The organism is Virgibacillus siamensis (genome assembly GCF_900162695.1).
GTDB lineage: Bacteria > Bacillota > Bacilli > Bacillales > Amphibacillaceae > Lentibacillus > Lentibacillus siamensis_A.
The window spans coordinates 202,635-228,094 of the sequence record NZ_FUIH01000006.1 but is presented as its reverse complement, the minus strand read 5'-3'; the positions used below and the strand labels follow the sequence as shown (position 1 = coordinate 228,094).

General features: G+C 42.0%; 24 protein-coding genes and 1 riboswitch. Of the genes, 4 read left to right on the top strand and 20 right to left on the bottom strand.

All coding sequences use genetic code 11. The features are described 5' to 3' along the window. Positions 1-94: 94 nt before the first annotated feature. Positions 95-283, top strand: coding sequence for a hypothetical protein (locus B1K71_RS02055; RefSeq protein WP_077324355.1), 189 nt, complete (start codon positions 95-97; stop codon positions 281-283). A 77-nt stretch (positions 284-360) separates the two neighbouring features. Here B1K71_RS02055 and B1K71_RS02050 read toward each other — a convergent pair whose 3' ends face one another. The 7 genes from B1K71_RS02050 to B1K71_RS02020 form a co-directional block, all read right to left on the bottom strand. After that, positions 361-648: a YkvA family protein gene (locus B1K71_RS02050; RefSeq protein ID WP_077324354.1), complete on the bottom strand. Its 288-nt coding sequence runs from the start codon at positions 646-648 to the stop codon at positions 361-363. Positions 649-776: 128 nt separating this feature from the next. After that, complete coding sequence (gene treR / locus B1K71_RS02045) at positions 777-1,481, bottom strand: trehalose operon repressor (RefSeq protein WP_077324353.1); 705 nt, start codon at positions 1,479-1,481, stop codon at positions 777-779. A 12-nt stretch (positions 1,482-1,493) separates the two neighbouring features. Beyond that, entirely contained in the window at positions 1,494-3,146 is a 1,653-nt protein-coding gene (gene treC, locus B1K71_RS02040; RefSeq protein ID WP_077324352.1) for an alpha,alpha-phosphotrehalase, read from the bottom strand. A gap of 30 nt (positions 3,147-3,176) precedes the next feature. Continuing rightward, positions 3,177-5,099, bottom strand: a complete 1,923-nt coding sequence (gene treP / locus B1K71_RS02035; RefSeq protein WP_077324351.1) for a PTS system trehalose-specific EIIBC component — start codon at positions 5,097-5,099, stop codon at positions 3,177-3,179. 256 nt (positions 5,100-5,355) lie between these two features. Continuing rightward, positions 5,356-7,185, bottom strand: a complete 1,830-nt coding sequence (gene typA, locus B1K71_RS02030) for a translational GTPase TypA (RefSeq protein WP_077324350.1) — start codon at positions 7,183-7,185, stop codon at positions 5,356-5,358. Between the two features lie 77 nt (positions 7,186-7,262). Next, positions 7,263-8,576, bottom strand: coding sequence for a sensor histidine kinase (locus B1K71_RS02025; RefSeq protein WP_077324349.1), 1,314 nt, complete (start codon positions 8,574-8,576; stop codon positions 7,263-7,265). A 2-nt stretch (positions 8,577-8,578) separates the two neighbouring features. After that, entirely contained in the window at positions 8,579-9,265 is a 687-nt protein-coding gene (locus B1K71_RS02020; protein WP_077324348.1) for a response regulator transcription factor, read from the bottom strand. A 180-nt stretch (positions 9,266-9,445) separates the two neighbouring features. Between B1K71_RS02020 and B1K71_RS02015 the strand changes: the two genes are divergently transcribed. Next, positions 9,446-10,792 carry a S1C family serine protease gene (locus B1K71_RS02015; RefSeq protein WP_077324347.1) on the top strand — a complete coding sequence of 449 codons (1,347 nt, stop codon included), beginning with the start codon at positions 9,446-9,448 and terminating at the stop codon, positions 10,790-10,792. Positions 10,793-10,919: 127 nt separating this feature from the next. Then, on the top strand, positions 10,920-11,705 hold the full coding sequence (locus B1K71_RS02010) for a zinc ribbon domain-containing protein (RefSeq protein WP_077324346.1): 786 nt from the start codon (positions 10,920-10,922) through the stop codon (positions 11,703-11,705). A gap of 263 nt (positions 11,706-11,968) precedes the next feature. On the opposite strand, the gene B1K71_RS02005 is transcribed toward B1K71_RS02010, so the two are convergent. From B1K71_RS02005 to B1K71_RS01950, 12 genes are all read right to left on the bottom strand, one after another. Then, positions 11,969-12,628: a TraR/DksA C4-type zinc finger protein gene (locus B1K71_RS02005; protein WP_077324345.1), complete on the bottom strand. Its 660-nt coding sequence runs from the start codon at positions 12,626-12,628 to the stop codon at positions 11,969-11,971. Positions 12,629-12,704: 76 nt separating this feature from the next. Next, a complete protein-coding gene (locus tag B1K71_RS02000; RefSeq protein ID WP_077324344.1) occupies positions 12,705-13,151 on the bottom strand; it encodes a GNAT family N-acetyltransferase in 447 nt (148 codons plus the stop codon). Then, a complete protein-coding gene (locus B1K71_RS01995; protein ID WP_077324343.1) occupies positions 13,151-13,453 on the bottom strand; it encodes a hypothetical protein in 303 nt (100 codons plus the stop codon). The genes B1K71_RS02000 and B1K71_RS01995 overlap by 1 nt, the downstream gene beginning before the upstream one ends. 1 nt (position 13,454) lies before the next feature. Next, positions 13,455-14,144 (bottom strand): class I SAM-dependent methyltransferase, encoded by a 690-nt coding sequence (locus B1K71_RS01990; protein WP_428848849.1) that lies wholly within the window; start codon positions 14,142-14,144, stop codon positions 13,455-13,457. Between the two features lie 135 nt (positions 14,145-14,279). Beyond that, positions 14,280-14,477 carry a cold shock domain-containing protein gene (locus B1K71_RS01985; RefSeq protein WP_077324341.1) on the bottom strand — a complete coding sequence of 66 codons (198 nt, stop codon included), beginning with the start codon at positions 14,475-14,477 and terminating at the stop codon, positions 14,280-14,282. A gap of 267 nt (positions 14,478-14,744) precedes the next feature. Next, on the bottom strand, positions 14,745-15,377 hold the full coding sequence (locus B1K71_RS01980; protein WP_077324340.1) for an NAD(P)-binding protein: 633 nt from the start codon (positions 15,375-15,377) through the stop codon (positions 14,745-14,747). 27 nt (positions 15,378-15,404) lie between these two features. After that, positions 15,405-16,148 carry a sirohydrochlorin chelatase gene (locus B1K71_RS01975; protein WP_077324339.1) on the bottom strand — a complete coding sequence of 248 codons (744 nt, stop codon included), beginning with the start codon at positions 16,146-16,148 and terminating at the stop codon, positions 15,405-15,407. A gap of 15 nt (positions 16,149-16,163) precedes the next feature. Continuing rightward, on the bottom strand, positions 16,164-16,940 hold the full coding sequence (gene cobA / locus B1K71_RS01970; RefSeq protein ID WP_077324338.1) for a uroporphyrinogen-III C-methyltransferase: 777 nt from the start codon (positions 16,938-16,940) through the stop codon (positions 16,164-16,166). A gap of 85 nt (positions 16,941-17,025) precedes the next feature. Next, positions 17,026-18,759, bottom strand: coding sequence for an assimilatory sulfite reductase (NADPH) hemoprotein subunit (cysI, locus tag B1K71_RS01965; RefSeq protein WP_077324337.1), 1,734 nt, complete (start codon positions 18,757-18,759; stop codon positions 17,026-17,028). A gap of 39 nt (positions 18,760-18,798) precedes the next feature. After that, the gene (locus B1K71_RS01960; protein WP_077324336.1) at positions 18,799-20,646 is read right to left on the bottom strand and encodes an assimilatory sulfite reductase (NADPH) flavoprotein subunit; all 1,848 of its coding nucleotides are present in this window, start codon (positions 20,644-20,646) and stop codon (positions 18,799-18,801) included. 293 nt (positions 20,647-20,939) lie between these two features. After that, entirely contained in the window at positions 20,940-21,674 is a 735-nt protein-coding gene (locus tag B1K71_RS01955; protein ID WP_077324335.1) for a phosphoadenylyl-sulfate reductase, read from the bottom strand. Between the two features lie 112 nt (positions 21,675-21,786). Next, complete coding sequence (locus tag B1K71_RS01950; protein ID WP_245799126.1) at positions 21,787-21,960, bottom strand: YezD family protein; 174 nt, start codon at positions 21,958-21,960, stop codon at positions 21,787-21,789. Positions 21,961-22,165: 205 nt separating this feature from the next. Continuing rightward, positions 22,166-22,267: riboswitch (SAM riboswitch) on the bottom strand. 217 nt (positions 22,268-22,484) lie between these two features. Between B1K71_RS01950 and B1K71_RS01945 the strand changes: the two genes are divergently transcribed. After that, positions 22,485-23,459 carry an oxygen-dependent tRNA uridine(34) hydroxylase TrhO gene (locus tag B1K71_RS01945; protein ID WP_077324333.1) on the top strand — a complete coding sequence of 325 codons (975 nt, stop codon included), beginning with the start codon at positions 22,485-22,487 and terminating at the stop codon, positions 23,457-23,459. A 36-nt stretch (positions 23,460-23,495) separates the two neighbouring features. On the opposite strand, the gene B1K71_RS01940 is transcribed toward B1K71_RS01945, so the two are convergent. Continuing rightward, the gene (locus B1K71_RS01940; RefSeq protein ID WP_077324332.1) at positions 23,496-25,445 is read right to left on the bottom strand and encodes a TRAP transporter permease; all 1,950 of its coding nucleotides are present in this window, start codon (positions 25,443-25,445) and stop codon (positions 23,496-23,498) included. Between the last annotated feature and the right edge of the window lie 15 nt (positions 25,446-25,460).

The window sequence follows — 25,460 nt, the reverse complement described above, 5'->3', positions numbered from 1 at the left end:
TTATGTTATAACTATTATGTGGGGCAGACTTGGTCATCCTATACCAGATGCCTCAACCGGGGATGGGAATCAACTTTTGACCGGAGTGTTCAGAATGAAACGATATTTAACGCTGTTTTTTATAATCCTGAGTGTAGTCATACTGGTATTTGGTCTTCAAATAAACCAGCAATGGAGCAGCATTGCCTCCTGGGGTCTGGCATTCATCAGCCTCATTTTTGCAACTTACTATACCAAATATATTCCAAATGATAAACACGAAAAAAACGGAAAAAAATCATGAAAAAGTCGGAAGGAAAATCCCCCTTCCGACTTTTATTTTTCTATAAAGTTCTGGTGGTGCCTGACACCTATCGAATTTTATTCATCCTGTTCAAGCAGTTGATGTTTTCTTTTCAGGGATTCGGGGGCTATTTTGACCATCCATTGCAGCAGAAATGCAGCAATGGTGATATCATCCAAAACTCCGAACCAAAACAAAAAGTCAGGGATGATATCAAATGGAATTAAAATATATCCGATAATCAGAACGAAAAACAACAGTTTGTTTCCGGTTCTGACTTCTTTAGATACGAAGAAATCTTTCACAAAAGGCACTGATTTATGGAACTTTAACAGAAATCGAAGCCGTTTCAAAAAGCGACTCATGAACCTCACCTCTCCCACATTATACGCATTGAAGCCGCTTTACCAGAAGTAAAACGGCTTCATACCAAGCGGACAAAGCCGCACATATTGTTCGATAAAATCCGAGTGGTGTCTGGCACCTATCAAATTTAGCGCCGGGCGAAATCGACGAATCGGAATTTGTCCGGCCGGTGGCGGGATTCGGTGTATTGGAATAGGCTGGCGTCCTCGAGATAGACTTTGCTTTTTATGACAACTACATTGGAGTAGCCTTCAAGATCCAGCAGTTCCCGATCCGCTTCGGTTGGTTCTTCCACCACTATTTCTTTGCGTGCGAAACTGATGTTGAGCCCTAACTCCTTTTCCAGGTAGTCATAAATGGAATCCCCGCATACTTCCAAATTTAATTCCGGTACAAATTCCGGATTGAAATAATCTTTATCAAGAATAATTTTTTCACCAGTGATTTTCCGGATCCGTACTACTTTCCAGATTGGTGCATGGTGCTTCACATCCAATTTGGATTGCAGCTGCTGATCTGCTTTAACCATATTTAATTCATTAACAATTGTGCTTGTATCAAGTCCAAGTCTAACAGCCAATTCCTTAAAGCTGACAATTCCGGATACCGGAAAATCAAATTTGTTTATATCAATGATGACAGATCCCTTCCCGCGGATTTTTTGAATAAATCCTTCCTGCGCCAGCAGGTTCAGCGCCTTCCGAATCGTCTCACGTGAGGTTTGGTACATCATCGTCAATTCATTTTCCGATGGAAGCATCGTTGATTTCGGCCAATAGTTTGACTTTATTTTTTCTGTTAAATCCTGATAAATGGATAAATATTTTTGCATTGCAAGTCCCCATTATTTTAGATAATACACAACCGACTCATACGGCCGAAGCCTGATTCGTTCGGATAGCTGCACCGGATCATTATAATTGGCTATGAGTACTTCCGCTTCACAGTTATCCTTACGTGTAATCTTTGCGGTGGTTGTTTCCGGGTAAAAGTTGCTTACAACAAGCAACGTCTCTCCGTTCCAGTTGCGCGTATAGGCAAAAATGTGCTCATCCTCGGCTAACAACTGCTGATAGTCACCATACGTAATAATAGCATATTTCTTCCGTAGTGTGACAAGTTCCTGATAAAAGGAAAAAATGGAGTTCGGATCCTGCACCGCATTTTCCGCATTAATGGTTTGATAATTATCGGCAAGTTTAATCCATGGTTCTCCCGAGGTGAAGCCGGCATGTTTCTCCTTTGACCATTGCATTGGCGTTCTCGCGTTATCACGTGATTTCTCCTGCAGAATGGCCAACGCCTCCGCTTCTGATTTTCCTTCCTGCTTCATCTTTTCATACGCATTCAACGATTCCACATCCCGGTACGCACGTATATCCTGAAAACCCGGATTTGTCATCCCAAGCTCTTCACCCTGATAAATATACGGTGTTCCCTTCATCATGTGCAATGTTGCAGCAAGCATTTTTGCTGATTCCATGTGATATTTTTCATCGTCGCCAAACCGGGAAACGACACGGGGCTGGTCATGATTGCACCAGAAAAGCGCATTCCAGCCCCCACCTTCATGCATGCCAATTTGCCAGTCAGATAAAATTTGTTTTAGCCTAATAAAGTCAAATGGGGCCTTTGTCCACTTCTCCCCATTTGCATAGTCCACTTTCAGATGGTGAAACTGAAATGTCATATCCAGTTCCTGACGTCCCGGACGTGTGTACAGCACACAACTTTCCAATGTCGTCGATGACATCTCACCAACTGTCATCATGTTATACGGTGAAAACACTGCTTGATTCATTTCATGCAAATATTCATGAATCCGCGGTCCATCGGTATAAAATTTACGGCCGTCCCCACTATAATCATCAGGGAAATCCTGATTTTTGGAAATCAGATTAATGACATCCAGCCGAAATCCATCAATCCCTTTTTCTGCCCAAAACCGCATCATGTCAAACAATTTTCCCCTCAATTGCTTATTTTCCCAGTTCAGGTCAGCCTGGGTCGTATCAAACAGATGCAAATAGTATTGATTTGTTTGTTCATCCCATTCCCAGGCAGGACCGCCAAATTTAGACTGCCAATTATTCGGCAGTTTAGGACCATCTTTCCAAATATAAAAGTCTCTGAACGGATTTTCCCGGGAAGCTGATGCCTGTTCAAACCACTCATGGTCTGTCGATGTATGGTTTATGACCAGATCCATAATCAGCTTCATATCACGCTTGTGTGTCTCTTTAAGCAATTCTTCAAAATCATTCATTGTGCCGTAGTCCGGCTCAATATCGTAATAATTACTAATATCATATCCATTATCGTGTTGTGGCGATTGATACACAGGGGTCAGCCAGATCACATCAACACCGAGTTTTTGGATATAGTCCAGCTTCTGAATGATCCCCTGAATATCACCGATTCCGTTTCCTGTCGTATCATGAAAGCTTTTCGGATAAATCTGATAGACAACACCTTTTTGCCACCATGCCTCTTGCATCTCAAACACCTCTTTATCGTTGTTCTTGTTTTACTGTGACAGTTTCCGTTTAGCGATAATGAATGTAATGATGAACGGAATAACAATGACAATAGCCATTCCGATAAAGAATGAAATCATTCCATCCGGTATAATCGATAAGAAACCAGGTACACCGCCAACACCGATCGATGTTGCTTTTACATGCTGCATCGTTATAAATGCACCCGCAATGGATGAACCGATAACTGCAGCAATAAATGGATATTTGAACCGTAAGTTAACACCAAACATCGCCGGCTCGGTAATGCCCAGCCATGCCGAAAGACCCGATGTGCCGGATAAACCCTTTAATTTTTCATCTTTTGCAGCCAGCATCATCGCGAACGCAGCTGCACCTTGGGCAATATTGGACAGTGCCAGTATCGGCCACAGGAATGTTGACCCGGTACTTCCAATCAGCTGCAAATCAACCGCAAGAAAAGTATGGTGCATACCGGTGATGACAAGCGGTGCATAGATAGCTCCATAAACAAGACCACCAATAATGGCAAATTGATCAAATACCGCAACAAGTCCGTCTGTAATCCAATTTCCGATAGCAAATGTAACCGGACCAATTATGATAAATGTTAGAAACCCGGTTACAAGCAGTGCAACTGGTGCCACAATGAGCAGCTGCAATGAATCCATCACTCGTTTTTTCATGAATATTTCAATTTTCGCCAGTACCCATGATGCAAATAATACCGGTAACACCTGTCCCTGATAACCGATTTTGTCAATTTCCAGACCGAACAGATTCCATGTCGGAATATCTCCGGATTTCAGTGCATCACCATATGACCACGCATTCAGCAAGTCCGGGTGAACCATAATCAGACCAAGTACAACCCCAAGCAGTTCGTTTCCGCCGAATCGCTTCACAGCGGACCAACCAATCAACCCCGGTAAAAAGACGAATGCAGTATTGGCAATCAGGTTGATCATACCGGCTACACCAGCCCAGTTCTTGTGTACCTCAATAAATGATTTATCATCATAAAAAATCCCCGGGTTTGCCAGGATATTGTTAATCCCCATCAGTAAACCGGCTGTTACAATTGCAGGCAGAATTGGAATGAAAATATCTGCCAGTACTTTAATACCGCGCTGCAGCGGATTTTGTTTTTCACCGGTTGCAGCTTTCACATCATCTTTCGTTGCTTCACCAATACCAGTCTGATGCACCATTGCATCGTATACTTTATCAACTGTACCTTGTCCAATAACAACCTGGAATTGTCCGTTGGCAGAAAATGAACCTTTCACAAGATCCATATTTTCAAGGGCTTCTTGGCTAACTTTATCTTCATCATTCAGCGCAAAACGAAGACGGGTAACACAGTGAGTTGCCACATTAATATTTTCTTCCCCGCCAAGTGCGTTTACTATTTCAGCAGCTTCTTTGCTGTACGCCAAACCTGATGAATCCGGTGAAGCCTCTTTTTTCCCGCTGCCTGATTCAGAACTTCCTTCAACTGTCAGCAGCACAGTCTCACCCGCAGCGGCCGTTGTTTCGTTTGACTTTTCCAAAAAACCGACCTGCTCACCATTAGTAATGATAACCGGTGTGGTTACACCAGCAGCTTTTTCACGAACAAATTCCAGATCAAACGTAACGAGCAGATCACCGGCTTTGACTTTATCACCTTGTTTGACATGTGCTTCAAAGCCTTCCCCATCTAAATTAACAGTGTCCAAACCAATATGAATGAGAACTTCCGTACCTGCATTACTAAGAATTCCAACAGCATGCTTTGTCGGGAAAATCTGAACAATTTCCCCATCCAGCGGTGCAACCACATTCCCATCTGTTGGTTCAATGGCAATGCCGTCACCCATCATCTTTTGTGAAAATGTCGGGTCCGGAACGTCTTCAAGCGGTGAAATCAGACCGTTGAGCGGCGCATAAATTTTTTCCGGTTTAACCATAGGAGTGCCTCCCTTTATTTTATAGCATTTCAACTTGTATATACATGTTTCATTTTTAGTATAACTTGTATATACATGTTTTGCAAGGGCTTACAAATTAATTGATAAAAAACTGTTATGCAGGTATTGCACAAGCAGCTTTTCACCATGACAACTCGGTTTGGATAATTAGGCTTGTAAATCGCCCCCTGCCGCAAAGCCATAAAAAAAGAGAGCACATTTACAAATGTACTCCCGTTTCTTACAGCCATAGTTTTTACCCAAGTTTGGATTTTTTAGCCGCTTTCTCGCGTTCATTTTTATTTAATATCTTTTTGCGGAGTCGAATGGATTCCGGTGTTACTTCACAATATTCGTCATCGTTCAAATACTCAATCGCTTCTTCCAGTGACATTTGACGTGTTTTTCGGATTGTTGCTGTCTGGTCTTTGGTTGCCGAGCGAACGTTAGTCAAATGTTTTTCTTTAGTAATATTAACGGTCAGATCATTTTCACGGTTGTGTTCACCGACGATCATCCCTGCGTAAATTTCAGTTCCGGGTTCAACAAAAATCACACCACGGTCTTCAAGCTGCATGATACCATAAGTCGATGCCTTGCCATGTTCAAGTCCTACGAGAACACCTTCGCGACGACCGCCGACCTGTCCGTTCGCAATTGGCTCATATGCGTCAAACGTATGATTCAAAATACCATAACCACGTGTCTGGGACATGAATTCGGTGGCGTAACCTATAAGGCCGCGTGATGGCACTTTGAATTCCAGACGAACCTGTCCGTTTCCCTGGTTCACCATGTCGAGCATTTCACCTTTTCGTGCGCCGAGTGATTCCATAACACCGCCTGTATAATCTTCCGGCACATCCACCTGTACACGCTCGTATGGTTCACACTTCACACCATCAACTTCCTTGATAATCACCTGTGGTTTGGAAAGCTGCAGTTCGTAGCCTTCCCGGCGCATATTTTCAATCAGGATAGACAGGTGAAGTTCACCACGTCCCGAAACGACCCATGCATCCGGTGACTCTGTCGGATCCACACGCAAACTTACATCGGTTTCCAATTGCTTCAGCAGGCGTTCTTCAATCCGGCGTGATGTAATATAGTCACCTTCCCGCCCGGCGAAAGGACTGTTATTAACCAAAAATGTCATTTGCAGTGTCGGTTCATCAATCCGCAGCCATGGCAGCGCCTCCGGATGATCCTGCGCACAAATGGTTTCACCGATATTAATATCATCCATTCCGGCAATGGCCACAATGTCGCCGGCCTTTGCTTCCTGAATCTCAATCCGTTTCAGCCCGATAAAGCCGAACAGCTTACTGATACGGAAGTTTTTCGTCGATCCGTCTTTTTTCATAACAACAACCTGCTGACCGACACTGATTTTTCCCCGGACAACACGGCCGACACCGATTCTTCCGACATAATCATTATAATCCAGCAACGTAATCTGGAACTGTAATGGATCATCCTGAGTGTCAACCGGTGCAGGGATGTGATCCAAGATAGTCGTAAATACCGGATCCATTGTTTCAGCCTGGTTATCCGGTTCTGTACCGGAAGTACCGTTTAGTGCAGAGGCATAGACAACCGGGAATTCGAGCTGGTCATCATCTGCTCCAAGTTCAATAAATAAGTCCAGAACTTCATCAACAACGTCATCAGGACGTGCATTCGGCCGATCGATTTTATTTAAAACAACAATCGGGGTCAATTTTTGTTCCAATGCTTTCTTTAACACAAAACGTGTTTGCGGCATTGTGCCTTCATAAGAATCGACGACCAAAATCACACCGTCAACCATCTTCATAATCCGTTCAACTTCCCCGCCAAAATCAGCGTGTCCCGGGGTGTCGAGAATGTTGATGGATGTATCGTTATATTTGATCGCAGTATTTTTCGCCAATATGGTAATCCCGCGTTCCCGTTCTATATCATTCGAATCCATGGCACGATCATGCACCTGCTCATTTTCCCGGAATGTTCCGGAATATTTTAAAAGCTGATCAACAAGTGTCGTTTTACCATGGTCAACGTGAGCAATAATAGCGATATTGCGGATATCTTCTCTTAATTGCATAAAAAAGTACGCTCCTCTGTGATTTCGAGATGAATCAAACCATCCTATTATATCATAAAATGTCAGTTTGTAAACATCTAAAATTGGATGGTGAACTTTGCACCGCCAAGCTCCGATTTATTGACCATGATCTTACCGCCGGATTGCTCAATGATCGCCCGGGCAATTGCAAGCCCCAGTCCTGTTTCTCCATTTTTACCTTTCACAAACCGGTGAAAAATATGCGGAATCAAGTTTTCGGAAATTCCTTCTCCATCATCCTCAATAGTGATTGTCTGAGCATTAACGGAAATTCTAACCTGTTCCTTCGCATGACGGATTGCATTCACAGTAACATTCAGCAATGCCCGCAATAATTTTTCCTGATCCACAAACAGCATACTATCCGGATCGTCATCAAATCTTACTTCGACTCCTTTTTCATTTCGGGTCGGCAGTGTCCGGTCCAGTACTTGCTGAACCATTACAGTTGTATAAATATTTTCAGGCTCATATTCAGCCTGGGAACTATCCAGCTTGGCAAGCAAAATCATTTCATTGATAATGACCTTCAGCCGATTCACTTCCGTCACCATCATTTCAAGCCCTTTTTCCTGATCTGTCTCATCAAACACTTTATCCCGGATACCTTCCGCATACCCCTGAATGGTCATTAGCGGTGTTTTCAGTTCATGGCTGGCATTTTGAAAAAATACCTGCTGTGTTTTCATATAGCGCTGCAATTCAGTTGCCATATCATAAACACTTTGGGCCACTTCAAGAATTTCACCGCTTGCCTTAATCGGTCTGATTTCATCAAATTTACGTTTCTCAATTTTTTTCAGCTGGTGTTTCAGCCTGCTAAGCGGGGTAACCAGTTTATTTGTTAAAAAATAACTAAGCAGTAATGCCGCAATGGCTCCAATAATGAATACAAACAGCATTCGTCTGAAAAAGTCCTGCTGCACTTTTTGCAAATCATTCAAGGGCGTAAGCAGAATCAACTCCATACCAGAGCTTTCCGGGTAAAACAAAATACGTGATGCCACGTATTTTCTGCTGCCGATTTCCCACAAATCTTCCTCATTATCTTTGAAAAAGTCCTGTCTGGAAAAGCCCTCCACAAACTGCCGGGGCATTGTATAATACAATACCCTGTCCTGCTTGCGGTTATATAAAAATAATTGCAGGTCCTGTTCTTCCAGGAAATCACTAAATTCCTGGACATCCTGCATCGATCCGTACTGTTCGTTAATTACTTGGACAAGTAATTCCCCTTTTTGTTTCAGCTCGGCCTTTTCATCATCAATAAGCATGTCCAAAATCAACGAATAAATAACAAAGCCGGCAGCTGTCAGAATAACAAGTAATAAAGCTGAAAATGCCAAATTTAGCTGTGATTGAAGTTTCATAACTAGTCCTCATCACTGCGCAGCCGATATCCAAAACCCCAGACGGTTTCAATTAAAATACCGGTCAATTTTTTACGTATCCGTTTAACAAGATCATCCACGGCACGGTCACTGCCAAAATAATTTTCTCCCCAAATTTTCACCAGAAGCTCCTCACGTGAAAAAGCACGGTTCCTGTTTTCCGCCAACAACAAAATCATGTCATACTCTTTTGTGGTTACTTCCTGCTCTTCCCCCTTCCAGAATATCCGCCGTTCATTTTCATATATCAGCAGATCATCCACTTTCAGCCTGCCATCGGGGGAATCCAGTGATTCAGCTTTTGGGTGCACCCGTTTAAAAACACGTTTCACTCGTGCAAGCAATTCCCTTGGACTGAATGGTTTCGTCAAATAATCGTCTCCGCCCAGTTCCAGTCCGAGTATCTTGTCAATTTCATCATCTTTCGCCGAAATAATAATAATTGGGACATCACTTTCGTTCCGGATTTTTTTGCAAAACTCATATCCGTCCATTCCGGGAAGCATGATATCCAAAATCCACATGTCAGGCGGCTGAGTCTCCCATAATTCCCATGCATCTTCCGCATTCTCAAGCAATGTTACCTGATAGCCTTCCTTCTTTAAATACGCGGACACGATATTCCGGATATTTGCATCATCTTCCACAACGCCTAAGTGTTTGCTCATAAACCCGTACTCCTTGTCATAATGTAATCTTACTGTTATTTTTACATAAAAAGAGGGTAGTGAACACTAAAAAGGTAAATTACACACTTTTTACATATTTATGCCGATAGGTTACCAAATCAAACGGCTATACTGAATACTGTAATCATATTCCAACACGATAGAAAGGTGGTCATAAACATGGAACACAACGATAATAATCATGAATTTGAACATCATTCCTCAGATAATCAGGATCGTACCGAAGCAGAAATACCTCATGAATCTCAGCAGAAAAGTGCTCCCCAACAGGAAAATGACAACAGAGGGATTGCTGAAACGGCCAGAGCGAACGCAAAAGCAAAAGAGCCGAAACCGAAAAAGCAAAGATCAGGCTTTTCTTCACTGATCAGCGGTTTGGCTGGTGGCGTTATCGCTGCAATAATCGTTGCGTTATTGTTTATTACAAACGTTATTCCAACAGGCAGCACAAATAACGGCAGCAGCACGGAAGCAGCCAATGGACATGAATCCCAAACACCTGAGATTGCGCAGACTGTCGCCTCCAGTAACGTCAATGTCGCATCGACAATCGATGAGGCATCCAAAGCAGTTGTTGGTGTTCTGAACATGCAGCAGCAAAATATCTGGACAAAAAGTAAAGAGGCGGGATCCGGTTCAGGAATTATTTATAAAAAAGAAGATGGAAAGGCATATGTCGTAACCAATCACCATGTAGTTGCAGGAGCTGAAGAAGTAAAAATTGTCATGAATAATGGTGATCGGATTAATGCAAAAGTTCTTGGTTCCGATCCATTGACAGATTTGGCAGTACTTCAGGTTGACGGGAAAGAAATAAGCACAGTTGCGGACCTTGGTTCATCTAAAAAGCTGAAAGTCGGCGAAACAGTTATCGCGGTTGGCAACCCACTTGGTATGAATTTTGCCAATTCGGTAACAAAAGGAATTATCAGCGGACTTGACCGGTCTGTCAGCATTGATACTAATGGCGATCAGCAACCTGACTGGGTGACCGAAGTTATCCAAACTGATGCCGCTATTAACCCTGGTAACAGTGGCGGTGCATTATTAAACTCGGAAGGTAAGGTTATTGGCATTAACTCCATGAAAATCGCCCGCCGTGAAGTAGAGGGAATTGGTTTTGCAATCCCGATTGATTCAGCCAAACCAATTATGAAGCAGCTTGAGGAAAATGGAAAAGTGGCACGCCCATTCATCGGAATCAGCACAGTGGCAATCCAGCAGGTTCCACCGCAATACCGTCAGCAAGTACAGGTTCCGGATTCTGTTAAAGGCGGTATGGTCATTGCACAGGTTGAGCCGGGTTCACCCGCTGAAAAAGCGGATTTGGAGCAATTTGATGTCATCACAAAAATTAATGGACATGAAATAACTTCCATCCTGGATTTACGGAAGTATATGTACACGGAAACAAAAATCGGCGAAACTGTCGAAATGGAAGTATACCGCAATGGTGAGGCCCATACAGTTAAATTGACACTGGCCGAGCGGGAACAACAAAAATAAAACTTGCCTGTCAAAACCTGCAGCGGATTCCGTTGCAGGTTTTTTTATATGCTCAAAGGATATTGGCTATCATTGCAAAAAATAGGTAAAATAGACTCAGAATGAATTTAGAAAGGAAGTGGATTATATGAAATGTCCAAACTGCGGCCTTGAATCAGAAGAAGGCAAGTATTGCACCAACTGCGGAGAAGAATTGGCTGCTTTCGGGAACGAGGATTCAACTGACGATCAAACTTCCGAAAAACAGACATCAGATGAGAATAAACAGCAATCCAATGAGACGGCTGTAAAAATAAAAACGACCGTTGCTAATTTTGGTCACTTTTTACTTGCACTGATTCGAAACCCGAGCGAAGCAAGAAAAGCGAATAAATCAGACTTCAGTTCAGGTATCATTATGTTTATCCTTTATGCATTGCTTCTGGCGCTTAGCTACCATTTCATCATCAACTCGCTTTCATTTGGATCCATGGGATTTTCATTTATGATTGATATATCATTTTTGGATAGTTTCATAATACCGTTTCTGTTGATGTTCGTGTTGTATTTCGTGATTGCAGGCTTGACATTTTTATGTTCAAAATTGACTGTTCAGGCAGTGAAATTTCCGGATGTTGTTGCAAAATATGGAGCATATCTGGTACCGTTTTTCATTCTTTATGCAGCAGGTATTGTATGTATCCTGGTCGGTCTCCCGGGTATTTCGTTACTGGTTATATCATTAAGCATCCTCGGAATGCTTATTATCGCACCAACATTTATTCTGCTGGAACAACCGTCGGATGGGTTTGACAGAATCTATATACTGCTTGGGCTGTATATTATCATCTTTTTGGTGTACGGCTTTTTCATCCGCTTTTTTCTGGATACGATTATGGGGAGACTTATGAATTCCATTATGGGCGGCTTTTAGGAGTTCAAATAAAACATGAGGCCGGGACAAAAGTGTATTATCAAAAGAAAAAGTCGAACAAACAAATTAGAAAATGCTGCGTATAGCCGCTCCGGAAATATACTTCGCTTTCCGCGGGCAGCTGCTGAGCCTCCTCGTGCTTACGCACTGCGGGGTCTCACCTAGGCTTTTCCTCCCGCCGGAGTCTCCGTATATTTCCTACGCTAATTTTCTAATTGTTCGTCTTTTGAATTACACTTTTTTGATGTGTCCCAGCCTCATGTCTATTCTTCATATTTTTTATGGTTTGGGGTAACACCGGTAAAGTTCCCTTCCAAATCTGCCGCAAGAAAACTTTCCTCATCTTCAACACTTCCAATATTTTCATCACTGTTCGGATACACCTCATTATAATTATCCTGATCGCCATAAATATCGGATGGTGACTCTGATGTACCATACCTGCTTACTGCCTGCCAGGTATCTTCGGCGTCATAAGCTGTCTGTTCCTCAGGGGTTACTTCATCCGGATTAATATTTGGACTGAACACCTGCTCCTCAATCGGCCGGTCATCCATTGGATTGCTGTGATCAGCATGCTCCATGCACCTATCAGCAGTTGGGATGGCTTCCAGGCGTTCATAAGGAATGTCTCTCCCGCATTCAGCACAGATTCCGTAAGTGCCATTCTCAATAGCATGCAGTGCTGCATTAATATCTTCCAGTTCCTTCTCAGCATGCTCGTTCAATGCAATATCCTTTCCGCGTTCAAACATCTCGGTTCCCATATCCCCGGGATGATTATCGTAGCTTGATAATTCATGCATCGATTCTTTCCAGAAAGCCTGTGTCAATCCGAAGTGATCATGCACAAGGTTTATAAGTTCATCCTGCCGCTCAAGTAAAGCAGCCTTACACTGGTTCATCTGTTCATTTGTAATCATAGCATTCAGCCTCCATCTCATCAGAAATTAATAAGACCGCTAATTATACTATGTGTAAAACAAAACAGTTGATACCTTAATTGCCTTCCCAATTCATGTCAATATGGGGAATTCCATCCTCCAAATAAGAAGCCGATACTTGTTTAAATCCCAACTCCCTATAGAATTTTTTCAAATATTCCTGACCCTGGATTTGGATTTTTGGAGCATTCCATTCCGCAGCCGCAAATTCAATTGACCGCTTCATCAGCTGCTTTGCATATCCATTTCCCCGAAATTTTTCAGTTACCAGCACACGTCCAATAGAAACATCTTCAAATTTTGAACCGGCCGGCAAAATACGGACATTTGCCGCAATTTCATTATTTACTTTCAAAAAATAATGCATTGCCTGCTGGTCATAGTTATCCAATTCCGGATATGGACATTCCTGTTCAACCACAAAAACGTCCACTCTCGCTTTCAGCAGTGCATATAACTCCTGCGTGGACAGGTCTGAAAAAGATTTAATTATCCATTCCACTACTTATTTCCCCGCTTTTCAATTTGTTCCTGAACGATAAATGCCAAATCATCATTTCCAAACAACTGCAAAACCTGAAGCACAGTCGGATCAGGAATATCCTCCGACTCCTTTTTGGGAACGGTCAACTCAAGCGCCTCTTGCAGTGCATGATTGTTCATTTGGTCAGGGTATGCTTTCTTATACAATTCTTCGGGGTCAAGATCATGGTTCACACACCATTGTGCAAACACTAAAATCATCATTTTTTCATCTTGCCGATAACTTTCAATAATCTTTTTCTCCATATCTTCTCTGCTCATATCATTCACCTTCTTTATGCAGCTTAAACACCCACAAAAATGATAATGCCTGTTTTAAATCAAGCGGCAGACCTTGATGATGGTGTTGTTTTACCCCTTCTTTATAAACACCAAATCCGTCCACATATGTAAAATTAAAGTCTGCGGCTAATTTCTGAAACTCCCATGGCATCATCGTATTGCAAATTGCTTTTTCACCATGCAGACGCGGATAACTATTTGCGCGCGGACCCGCGGCCGGCCCAAGGATCCCTGCATACAAAGTGCCGTCCTTTTTCAAAACACGGTGTAATTCGGAAAGCGCTGCTCCCGGATTTTCCGTCCACTCCAATACATTTATCGCCATAACAGCATTAAAACTGGCGTTATCAAACGGCATCCCTGAGATATCTCCCTGGAAAAATCCGATTTCATTCTCATCCAATCGGCTTTTCGCCTTATTGATCATCTCCTTGGACAGATCCATTCCTGTTGCGTCATACCCCGATTTATGCAGCCTGTATGTGCCATACCCGTCCCCACAGCCAATATCAAGAATGGAACTTCCTTTCTGCAGATGACTTTCAATGAACGGAAGTATATCTTTTCTGCTGCCGTCATCCCACATCTTTTTACTCCGTTCATTCCAGAATCCTGCACGTCCATCCCACTGCACTTCCGCTTCCTTATGCCAATCAAACGACCCTGTCACGAAATCCCCCCTCATTCAGTTTCATTCATTATAAACGAAAACCAGCCGCTGTTGCTATTCCCGAATTGATAAAATTTGTCCTAAACACAAAAAAGACTCATCTCACGAATGAGACAAGTCTTTTGGAACCTTCTATTATAGAGCAGTTACGTTAGCTGCTTGTGGTCCGCGGTTTCCTTCAACGATTTCAAATTCAACGTCTTGACCTTCTTCAAGCGTTTTGAAACCTTCAGCATTGATAGCTGAGAAGTGTACGAATACGTCGTCTCCGTCTTCGCGCTCGATGAAACCGAAACCTTTTTCAGCGTTGAACCATTTTACTTTACCAGTCATGAAGATGACCTCCTTATACAAATATCGTGCAAAGTAATTGAATCATAAATACTTTTACACCACTTTGTTAAAGAGATCGTAAAGTATTACAAACTTCAATTTCCTATTGCACTTCTAACTTTACCCTTTCTAATCGTAAAAAGCAAGTAATTCCGCAAATAATTTTATTTTTTGTTTGTCAAGTTAGATAATAAAAGGCAAAACGATATAAAATTATCGTGCAAAATCCAACTAAACATTTATTATTACGAATCATTTGAAAAAAATTTAATTGGATTTTGTTGATTTACCGATTAACTTTTCCAACCAATCGATGGCTTCCTTCTGTATTCGAATATCGTGAAAATGATCTGTCAATAGTTGCTTTAAAAGAAATATTTGTTCTTTTTCAGCAAGAGAGGAATTCTTCACAAGCTGCCTGCTTTCATCCAAAAAATCTATATAATCCCCGTATCTCTCGTCATATGTACGAAGAAGATCTCGTTTTACTTTTGCTGAAAACATCGGACTTGCCCCATTGGTCGATATGCTTATCGACAATTTACCGCGATTAAAGGTGGAAGGAAATTGTACATTTCCCCGGAAAGCGTCTGTTGCTTCATTTATCAATGCATTTTTTGGTGCAGTTTTTCTTACTTTATTATTTACATCTGAATCGTTCGTTGCAATAATGATTAAGAAAGCCCCTTTTAAATCTTGTTCCTCCACATGCTTTTGTTTCAAAGCTATTTGGCAGTTTTTCCAAAGCGCACAAATTCCATCTCCAATTTTCGGACTAATCACGGTTAAAACAGCATCACTTTCCAATAGTGACTTTATCCTCCGTTCAGCGACACGCCCACCTCCAACAATAATGACATTTTTATTAGTTAAATCCACCATGAGCGGTGTTAGTGCCATATGTAACATCCTTTACCCATATTCAGATTAAATTTTTGTTGCACTCCGAATGTCAAAAGACTCATACACTTTCTCTTCCAGCGCCTTTTTCATTGCCGGATGATCACCAAGCTGCTGACATAACACAACGCGGCCATTAGTATTCTTTGCTGTTTTTTGCAGAAACTGCATAAGTATTCCTGTAAACCATAAATAGGGAACGATGATTATTGGCGACTCCTCATGATCCAGTGATGACTGTAACGCTTCTTCAAATGAAGGTTCACAGGCAGCTAAAAAACAGACATTAACACGGTTGGCATTCGTTTCCCGTTGAAGCTTTTTCCCAATGCATTCGATGTCCTTTTTCGTTTGGGGATTACGACTGCCGCGACCTACAAGCAATATCTTTGCATCGGGACTTATCGGTATATTCGTTTCCTCTATCCGCTTTTCCAACACGTTTATAAAGCGGTTCTGTACACCCAAAGGCCGACCATAAGTAAATAAAATATGGGGGTATTTCCATTTTGCTCGTCTTACTTCTTCAGGAATATCCGTATAATAGTGTCCAGCACTTAAAAGCAAAACAGGTACAATGGCAATCCTTGTTGCCCCTTTATCTGCTAATTGGTCAATCCCCTGCATGACGTTCGGATCAGCCAGCTCTAAAAAGCAAATTTGCTGAAGCGCAATATCAACCTTTTTTTGTACTGAAGTGATACAGGAAACTGCTTCAGAAGTTGCTTCTGAAATCCGACTTCCATGACTGACATATAAAATACCTTGCATACGCTCCCCCCCTTATCACCCAGTAACGGCGTGTGCAGCGACGGATTCTTCCAACGCATTCTGCTCAAACCATTGAATTTTTTCCCGCAGCCGTACAACCTCTCCTATAATAATCATGGACGGATTCTTGATTGAATGGGACTTCTCCACAATATTCTTCAGTGTTCCAACCACTGTCTGCTGTCTTTGGGTTGTTCCCCAATGTACCAGGGCGATTGGCGTACTCGAATTACGGCCATGGCGGATTAAACTTTCACATATAAAGGGAAGCTGACCAACACCCATGTATACACAAAGTGTATCAACTCCTTGTGCAAGATGTTTCCAGTTGGTTTCATCATTTTGTCCGGTTTTACTTACGCCGGAGATAAAAGCAACCGACGAACTATAATTCCGATGGGTTAATGGAATTCCCGCATAAGCAGGGGCTGCTGAACCGGAAGTAATGCCAGGGACAATTTCAAATGAAATCCCGTTTTGTTTCAATGTTTCCGCCTCTTCGCCTCCTCTCCCGAAAATAAAGGGATCACCACCTTTTAGTCTAGTTACAACTTTTCCCTGCTTGGCAAATTTGCAGAGTATGTGATTTATTCTGTCCTGCGTTAGAGAGTGATGATTGGGACGCTTTCCACAAAAAATTAATTCCGCTGATTTAGCCGCAAAGTTTAATAATTCTTCATTAATTAGTCGATCATATAAAATAAGATCTGCATGTTGTATTGCTTTCAACCCTTTAACTGTGATCAAATCGGGATCACCGGGACCAGCTCCAACTAAATATACTTTTCCCAATATATTACCTCCTCGTTGCACCTCAAATTAACTGGTATAATCAGCTTATCCTTTAGCTGCCTTTACATTTACTGTCAAAAATTAATTAATTTTTGACAGCGTTTGTCGTGTGAAAATCAAGTCCGGAATGTACCTCTTCCACAAAACCGGCACGTATGACATAGTCACCGAAGTGTTCACCATCCCGCCGCTCCTTAGCATACTGAATCAGCATTGAACGAAGGGTTTCCAATATTTCTTCTTCTCCAATATTCTCTCGATAAAGCTTGTTCAAACGTTCACCAGTGAAGCTCCCGCCAAGATACATATTATATTTCCCAGGCGCCTTACCTATAAAGGCGATTTCAGCCAATCCGGGACGTGAACATCCATTAGGGCATCCTGACATGCGAATCACAATCTCCTCATCACGTAACCCTGCTTCATCCAGTATGTCTTCAATCTTGTTCACCAATAAAGGAAGATAGCGTTCTGATTCAGCCATCGCCAGCCCGCATGTCGGGAAGGCTACACAAGCCATGGAATTTCTCTTTAATGCCGAATGGTGTTTTCCTTCAGTAAGTCCGTATTCTTCTGCCAATTCAACAATTTTTTGCTTGTTTTGATCCGTTACATTTGCGATAATCACGTTTTGATTTGGGGTAAGTCGAAAATCTCCAGTGTGAATTTTGGCAATTTCCCTTAGTCCTGTCTGGAGCTTGTAATCTTCAAAATCCTTGACCCGGCCATTTTGAATGAAAAGCGTAAGATGCCATTTACCATCACCCTTCACCCAACCAAGGCGGTCACCATTATGGTCAAACTGATATGGACGAGCTTCTTCCAGTCTCCATCCTAATCGTTCGTTCAGTTCTTTTTTAACCCACTCAAGCCCTCTGGCATCAATCGTGTACTTGAATCGTGCATTCATTCGATCTGAACGGTTACCATAATCCCGCTGAATTGATACTACTTTTGCTGCTGCGTCCAAAATCTTATCCGTTGGGCAGAATCCAATGACCCGGGCTAACTGTGGATAGGTTTTCGTATCCCCGTGGGTCATTCCCATCCCTCCTCCGACGGCAATGTTGAAACCCTTCAGTTGTCCTTCTTCCAATATCGCAATCAATCCTAAATCATGGGAAAAGACATCAATATCGTTGGAAGGCGGTACAGCTATACCGATTTTGAATTTTCTTGGTAAATAATATGACCCATATATGGGTTCAACCTCGCCTTTATCCCGACTATCCACTACTTTATCACCATCCAGCCAAATCTCATGGTATGCATTTGTCTGTGGTGAAAAGTGCTCACTCAATTTTTCAGCCCATTCATAAACCTCCCTGTGGACTTCCGATTGATAAGGATTTGGATTGCACATTACATTCCGGTTTACATCACCACAGGCTGCAAGAGTACTCATTAATACTTCATTCACTTCCTGAAATGTGTTCTTCAGGTTCCACTTCAGAATACCGTGCAATTGAAATGACTGCCGGGTCGTCAACTTCAGTGTTTGATTGCCATATTTTTGGGATATATCATCAATAACAAGCCATTGTTCCGGTGTCGTTACACCACCAGGAGCACGCACACGAACCATGAATTGATATGCCGGTTCCAGCTTTTTACGCCTTCGTTCATTACGTACATCCCGGTCATCTTGTTGGTAGCTTCCATGGAACTTCAGCAACTTCGTATCGTCATCAGAAATTGCCCCGGTAATCTGGTCATTCAGCCCTTCGGCAATTGTTCCTCTTAAGTAATTACTATCTTTTTTTATATGTTCAAGATCACTTGGCGGTCCTTCTTGCTCGTAAAACTTACTGTCTGTCATGTTTAAGCCCCTTTCTTTTTTTAAAAAAGTTACATTGATTTAATACACATCACGCTGATAACGTTTCTGTTTCCGAATCTCTTTCAAATAACTCTCCGCTTCTTCACGACTTATATTGCCCTCTTGCTCTATGATTGTTATTAAAGCATTGTGAACATCTGCTGCCATATGTTTCTCATCGCCGCACACATACACATGGGCGCCTTCTGTAATCCATTGGTAAAGCTCCTTGCTATGTTCCAGCATTCGATGCTGTACATATACTTTTTCAGGAGTATCACGAGAAAACGCAACATCAAATTTAGTTAACACCCCATCTTTCAGCCAATTCTGCCATTCAAGCTGATAGAGAAAGTCTGTTGCAAAGTGTTGGTCACCATAAAATAACCAGGTTTTCCCTGTTACTTCTGTCTCCTCCCGTTCTTCAAGGAACGATCGGAATGGCGCTACACCTGTACCAGGACCTACCATGATAACTGGTGTTTCAGCATCAGGAGGAAAATTAAAATTTCGGTTGCGTTGAATATAAATTGGCAATGTATCGCCAGGTTGTATTCGTTGCGAACATTGTCCGGAACAAACGCCAGTCCGATCCCTGCCATGAGCTTGATAAGCAACCGTCCCAATTGTTAGGTGTACCTCATCCGGATTCGCTTGATAACTGCTCGCAATTGAGTATAAGCGAGCCGGAATCTTTCTTAGAAGCTGTATAAATTCTTCAGGACCCACATTTTCAGGTGGAAACTCCTTCACTAAATCAAGCAAATCCCTGCCTTCAAGATATGCATTTATTTCATCTTTTCCCGCCTCAACAAGCTTTTTCAATTCATCATTTTGAAAAAGTTTTGCTGCCTTTTCCAATAATGGCTTCGTTAATACCGTTATTTCAAAATTGGATAGCAGAGCCTCACGCAATGCAAGAACTTCACCCTGTTTATTAATCGGAACACTTTCTTCCGGGTCCCAATTCAACTCACCAATCAATTCTTCAACAAGATTCGGATCATTTTTAGGTGCGATTCCTAAACTATCACCGGGTTCAAAGCTTAAATTCGATCCTTCGAGTGAAAGTTCAATGTGGCGCGTTTCTTTATTCGAACCACAACCATTCAAGTTTAAATTTTCCAGGACTTCGGCATGATATGGATTTGTTCTTGAATAATTAGGTTGTTCCGCTGTCAGTGTTTCAGCTGTTGTCTGACCCATCCGGGCAGAAGCATTGACGGTATTAACTCCCTGAGTTTCACGCAATACTCCTAACACACCTTCAAACCATTTTGCTGCATTTTCATCGTAATCTAAATCGCAATCAACCCGTGGGTGGATTCTTTCTCCACCCAATTCCTCCAAACGGTTGTCAAAATCTTTACCAGCTTGACAGAAAAACTCATAGGACTCATCACCCAGTGAAAGTACTGAAAACCTTACACCTTTCAGTTTGGGGGCTTTTCTACTGTGCAGGAATTCATAGAATGAGAGAGCATTATCAGGCGGATCCCCTTCCCCGTGGGTCGCTGACACAATGAATAAATCCTGAACTTTCTTTAACTCTTTCGGTTTAAAATCATCCATCGCAGCAATTGTTACGTTTAAATCCAGTTTTTCCAATTTCTGCACGAATTCCTCTGCCAATGTTTGCCCATTTCCAGTCTCTGATCCAAATAGTATTGTTACATCCCTTGAAACAGCCTTAACAACATTTTGGGGAGAGCTACCGGAGGCATTCTGTACAGCAGGATCAACTGCTATTGTCGGGCCTGCAGGTTGTGGTACAGCTAAGTATCCGCTCAACCAAGTTCTTTGTGCCTCCGTCAATGTCGGCAGCAGAATGTTAAGACTATCTGCCTGTTCCTGATTAAAAGGACTATTTGTTACTAATAACTCCAAAGATATCCACCTCACATTGGAAAATTTTTTTATAGTACAAGCTCTATGAACTGTTGTTTTGAAAACTTATATGATTCATCAAACCTTTCCTGACATACAATAACCTCCTCTTGCCATTTTTAGTTCCCCGATATCACTGTTGATCCGGAAACGCAAAGTGGATTAATTAACCCTAAATTGATAAAATTACTTGGGTTAATGGTATTTTTTATACCCCCAATGCTGACTGGAGGGAATTCAGAAGCAAGTCAAAAGGCATACGCTTAAAAAAATTATTAGTTGACTGCTCATATTTAATTTGAATTCGATCCTGCAGTATGCATTCCACACTCTGTTTTATTAAAACCAGTCCATCTGCCTGCACGAGGATCCTCGGAATCTGTGACTGAATGTGTACATGGGATACAGCCAATACTCGGATACCCCTGATTGTGCAACTCATTGTACGGTATTTCATTTTCCTGTATATACGCCCAGACATCTTCCCATGTCCAGTGAATTAACGGACAAACTTTAATTGACTTAAATCGGTCGTCCTTATTAACAAAATCTGTTTTACTGCGAAAAAGAGATTGCTCCCTTCGAAGGCCTGAAATCCATGCTGGTTTCCCTGTTAATGCTTCTTCAAGTGGTTTAATTTTTCGGATGAAACAACATTGATTAGGATCACGCTCCCAAAGGGCAGAACCATATTTTTCAGCTTGCTTATCCAACGTTAATTCAGGCTTTTTCATTCGGATATGAAGCTCCGGATATTTATTTCTTATTTTGTCAATAAGATCATAAGTTTCTTGAAAGTGAATCTCCGTATCCAGAAAAATTATCTCCGCTTCTGGTTTCACCTTGGAAATTAAATCAATTAAAACAACTCCCTCCGCACCAAAACTACATGCATAAACTATAGAATCCCCATATGAATCATAAGCCCACTGTAAAATCCTTGAGGCACCTTTTGTATCATCTGAAGGGCTTAAGTCTTTAAATGGGTCACCAGTAAAATCGCGGTATGTGACCGTTTGCGTTGTCATCTTCTCCCTCCTGACAGACAGTGATTTTTCATTACCTACTAAAAAAACACCACAATTAAACAGTTTTTAAACCGAATAAAAGGATGCCTTTAGTTGTCTAATGGGCAATATATTATCTTTTTTGTTTGCGGTGCTTTCCTGTTAATGAAAAACGTTGCTTCTCTGTTGTGTCTATTTGTGTAACTTCTCCATCATGTACAGTAATTACAATTGAACCATACCGTAACTTCTTTAACGTCTCGGTAATTTGTTGAATGATTGACTCAACTTCCCTTTCTTCATTCACGAAAACCACCCCTGTATTTGTAGAATTTCCTACAGAGAAACGGAATCATCATGACTTATAAATCGTCTTTATACAATAAATGGCGCCTTTCTTGCATGACAATTTCCCTGTTTCAAGCTGTCACACATTGTCAATCCAGTTTAAGGGTTGGAAAATAAAAAAATCCCTTCAAGATTAAGAAGAGATAGAATTAAAAACTTCATTCTTCTTATCTTTCAAGCATTTCGCTTGTAGGATTTGGCACAGTACTGCACAGCCTGTTGCCGAGGTTTCGATGGGCCCATCCCTCCACCTCTCTGGATAAGATAAATTGTGATTAACTTGTTGCCAAACATTTTACGATGCGAAAACTGAAAAGTCAACAGATTTTATAAAAAATTCAAAGTTGGGTCAAATTAACTATAATGAATTACAATTGGCTAAAACACGCAAAACATGATAAAATATTTTCTTGCAAGATTGTAAATAAATATCGACTGCCATACATTGATATCTTGCAAATATGAATGACAGGTGGTAACAAAATGACACACAACAATGAATATCAGGTTTTACTGTACTACAAGTATGCCTTTATCGAAGATCCGGCTGAATATGCCAGTGAGCATCTGCAATTCTGCAATGATCTTGAACTGAAGGGACGAATTCTTGTAGCACATGAAGGAATCAATGGCACTGTTTCCGGTACAGTAGAACAGACCAATAAATATATGGAAAGCATGCACAATGATCCGCGTTTTGCGGACATGGTGTTTAAGATTGATCCACATGATGGTCATGCATTTAAAAAAATGCACGTGCGACCACGTAATGAATTAGTTTCCCTTCGTCTGGAAAATGATATCAATCCAAATCAAACGACAGGGCAGTATTATGAACCAAAGGAATTCTTTGAGGCAATGCAGGATGAAAATACTGTCGTCCTTGATGCACGCAACGATTACGAATATGATCTTGGGCATTTTCGCGGTGCGATTCGTCCGGATATTGAGGCATTCCGGGATCTGCCTGAATGGGTGGAGAAAAACAAGGACCTTGTTGAAGGCAAACGCATTCTAACGTATTGTACCGGCGGAATCCGCTGTGAAAAATTTTCCGGATGGCTGCTTAAAGAAGGCTTTGAAGATGTCGGTCAATTGCATGGCGGAATCGTCACATATGGTAAAGACCCGGAAGTGCAAGGCGAGCTATGGGATGGACAATGCTATGTGTTTGACGAGCGGATATCCGTACCAATCAACAAAAAAGAACACGTTATCGTCGGTGAAGATTACTTTGACGGACAACCGTGCGAACGTTACGTCAACTGCGCAAACCCTGAATGCAACAGACAAATGATCTGCTCCGAGGAAAATGAGCATAAATACTTGCGGGGCTGCTCTCATGAGTGCAGGATCAGTCCGCGGAACATGTATGTGAAGGAACACGAACTTTCCGAAGAGGAAATCCAGCGCAGATTGAAAGTGATTGAAAAAGAAAAAGTGAAACAGGAAGCATAAAGGTAATGGGCAGGCGATATATCGCCTGCCCATTTTTTAGGAAGTTTGCTCTTTTAACTTGTCTGGCTTTCCTTTCGTGAACTGAATGACAGTAATCACTGCAAACAACGCCAAACCAATCAATGAGAATATGAGATGCGGGTATACGAGCATTAACCCGCCCACAATTAAAATGATCCGTTCAATCCAGCTTAAATTGCTGACGAAGTAACCAATCATACTGGAGCTGATGGCTGCCATCCCAAGCATGGCAGTTACGACGGCAATTGAAACGTTTACCACGTTGGCATCACCTTGCAGAAGCAGAATCGGCTGCGACAAGAACATATATGGGATGATAAATGCTGCAATCGCCAGTTTAACTGCAGTTACACCCGCTTTCATCGGATTTGCCCCCGCAATACCTGCACCGGCGTATGCAGCTAAACAAACTGGCGGTGTGATATCCGCGACAATTCCGAAATAGAATACAAACATATGAACGGCAATTACCGGAACGTCAAATGCCAATAATGCGGGTGCTGCCATTGTTGCGGTAACAACATAGTTTGCAGTTGTCGGCAGCCCCATGCCAAGAATAATACAAGCAATCATCGTAAAGAACATGACAAGGAAAAATTGTCCCTGTGCCAGATCAATGATTCCACCTGCGATCTTTGGCCCTAGCCCTGTAGTCGTTACTGTACCTGCAATAATACCTGCCGTAGCACAGGCTGCGATTACAGGCAATGCTGTCCGGGCACCTTCCTCCAGAATTTTAATGATTTCCTTAAAGGACATTCTCGTATCTTTCCGGAAAAAGCTTATAATAAATGCTGCACCGATCGCATACAATGCCGCATATGTCGGCGTGAAACCGATCAGCAGCATACCTATAATCAAAACGAGCGGCGCAAAAAGATCGAGTCGTTTGGCAAGATTTTTCAGTTTCGGCAGCTGATCTTTGGCCAAACCAAGAATACCCAGTCTCCTCGCTTCAAAGTGCGTTCCCATAAACACACCAGAGAAATAGAGAACCGCCGGAATAATTGCAATTACGATAATATCGTTGTACGCGACACCAGTGTATGACGCCATAATAAATGCAGCAGCACCCATAATTGGCGGCATAATCTGTCCACCTGTTGATGCCGATGCCTCAGTTGCTGCAGCGAAATGCGGTTTAAAACCCGCATTTTTCATCATCGGAATCGTGAACGAGCCGGACCCCACTGTATTGGCTACTGAACTGCCGCTTACCATTCCTTGCAGGCCACTCGCGGCAACAGCTGCCTTCGCCGTACCACCTGTATATCTCCCTGTCAAACGCAAAGCAATATCATTAAAAAACTGTCCAATATTGGTTTTTACCAACATTACCCCGAAGAATAGGAAAAGATAGATATAAGTGGATGAAATTTGAATTGGAATACCAAAAATAGAACTGGAACTGAAGAATGTTTCAGTTGCCAATGACGGCCAATCATAGCCTGCATGGCCGATAAAAGGAATATATGCACCAAATAATCCATAAAGTAGTGCTATAATTGCAATGATTACAATAGGCAATCCAACAACACGCCTCGTTGCTTCAAGTAATAAAATGATACCTATCGTTGCTACAATCTGATCTAATGCAGTAAAGCCAAAAATAATCGCGTCGTTAATCAGACGTTCATAGTTAAACACAATGTAAAAGTTTGAAAGCAGCGCGGCAATTGCAAGAATTGCATCATACCACGGAACCCCTCTTCGTGTTGTCATGGAAGACTTTATGGGATAAAGCAAGTAAACAAGACATAGTGCCGATCCAAGATGGATTGCTCCCTGAATCATTGAAACATATGCACCGCGGAGTGCTGTATAAAGTTGAAAAATCGTCAGTGCGCCACCTAAAATCAGTGTTATCCAGCCCCATGGTCCAAGATTTGTCCGAAAAGCACTTTCCTTGTCGTACTTCGCCATTAGTTCGTCTTTGTCAATTTGTTGTGTATCTTGCATAGTCATTCTTTCCCCTCCTAT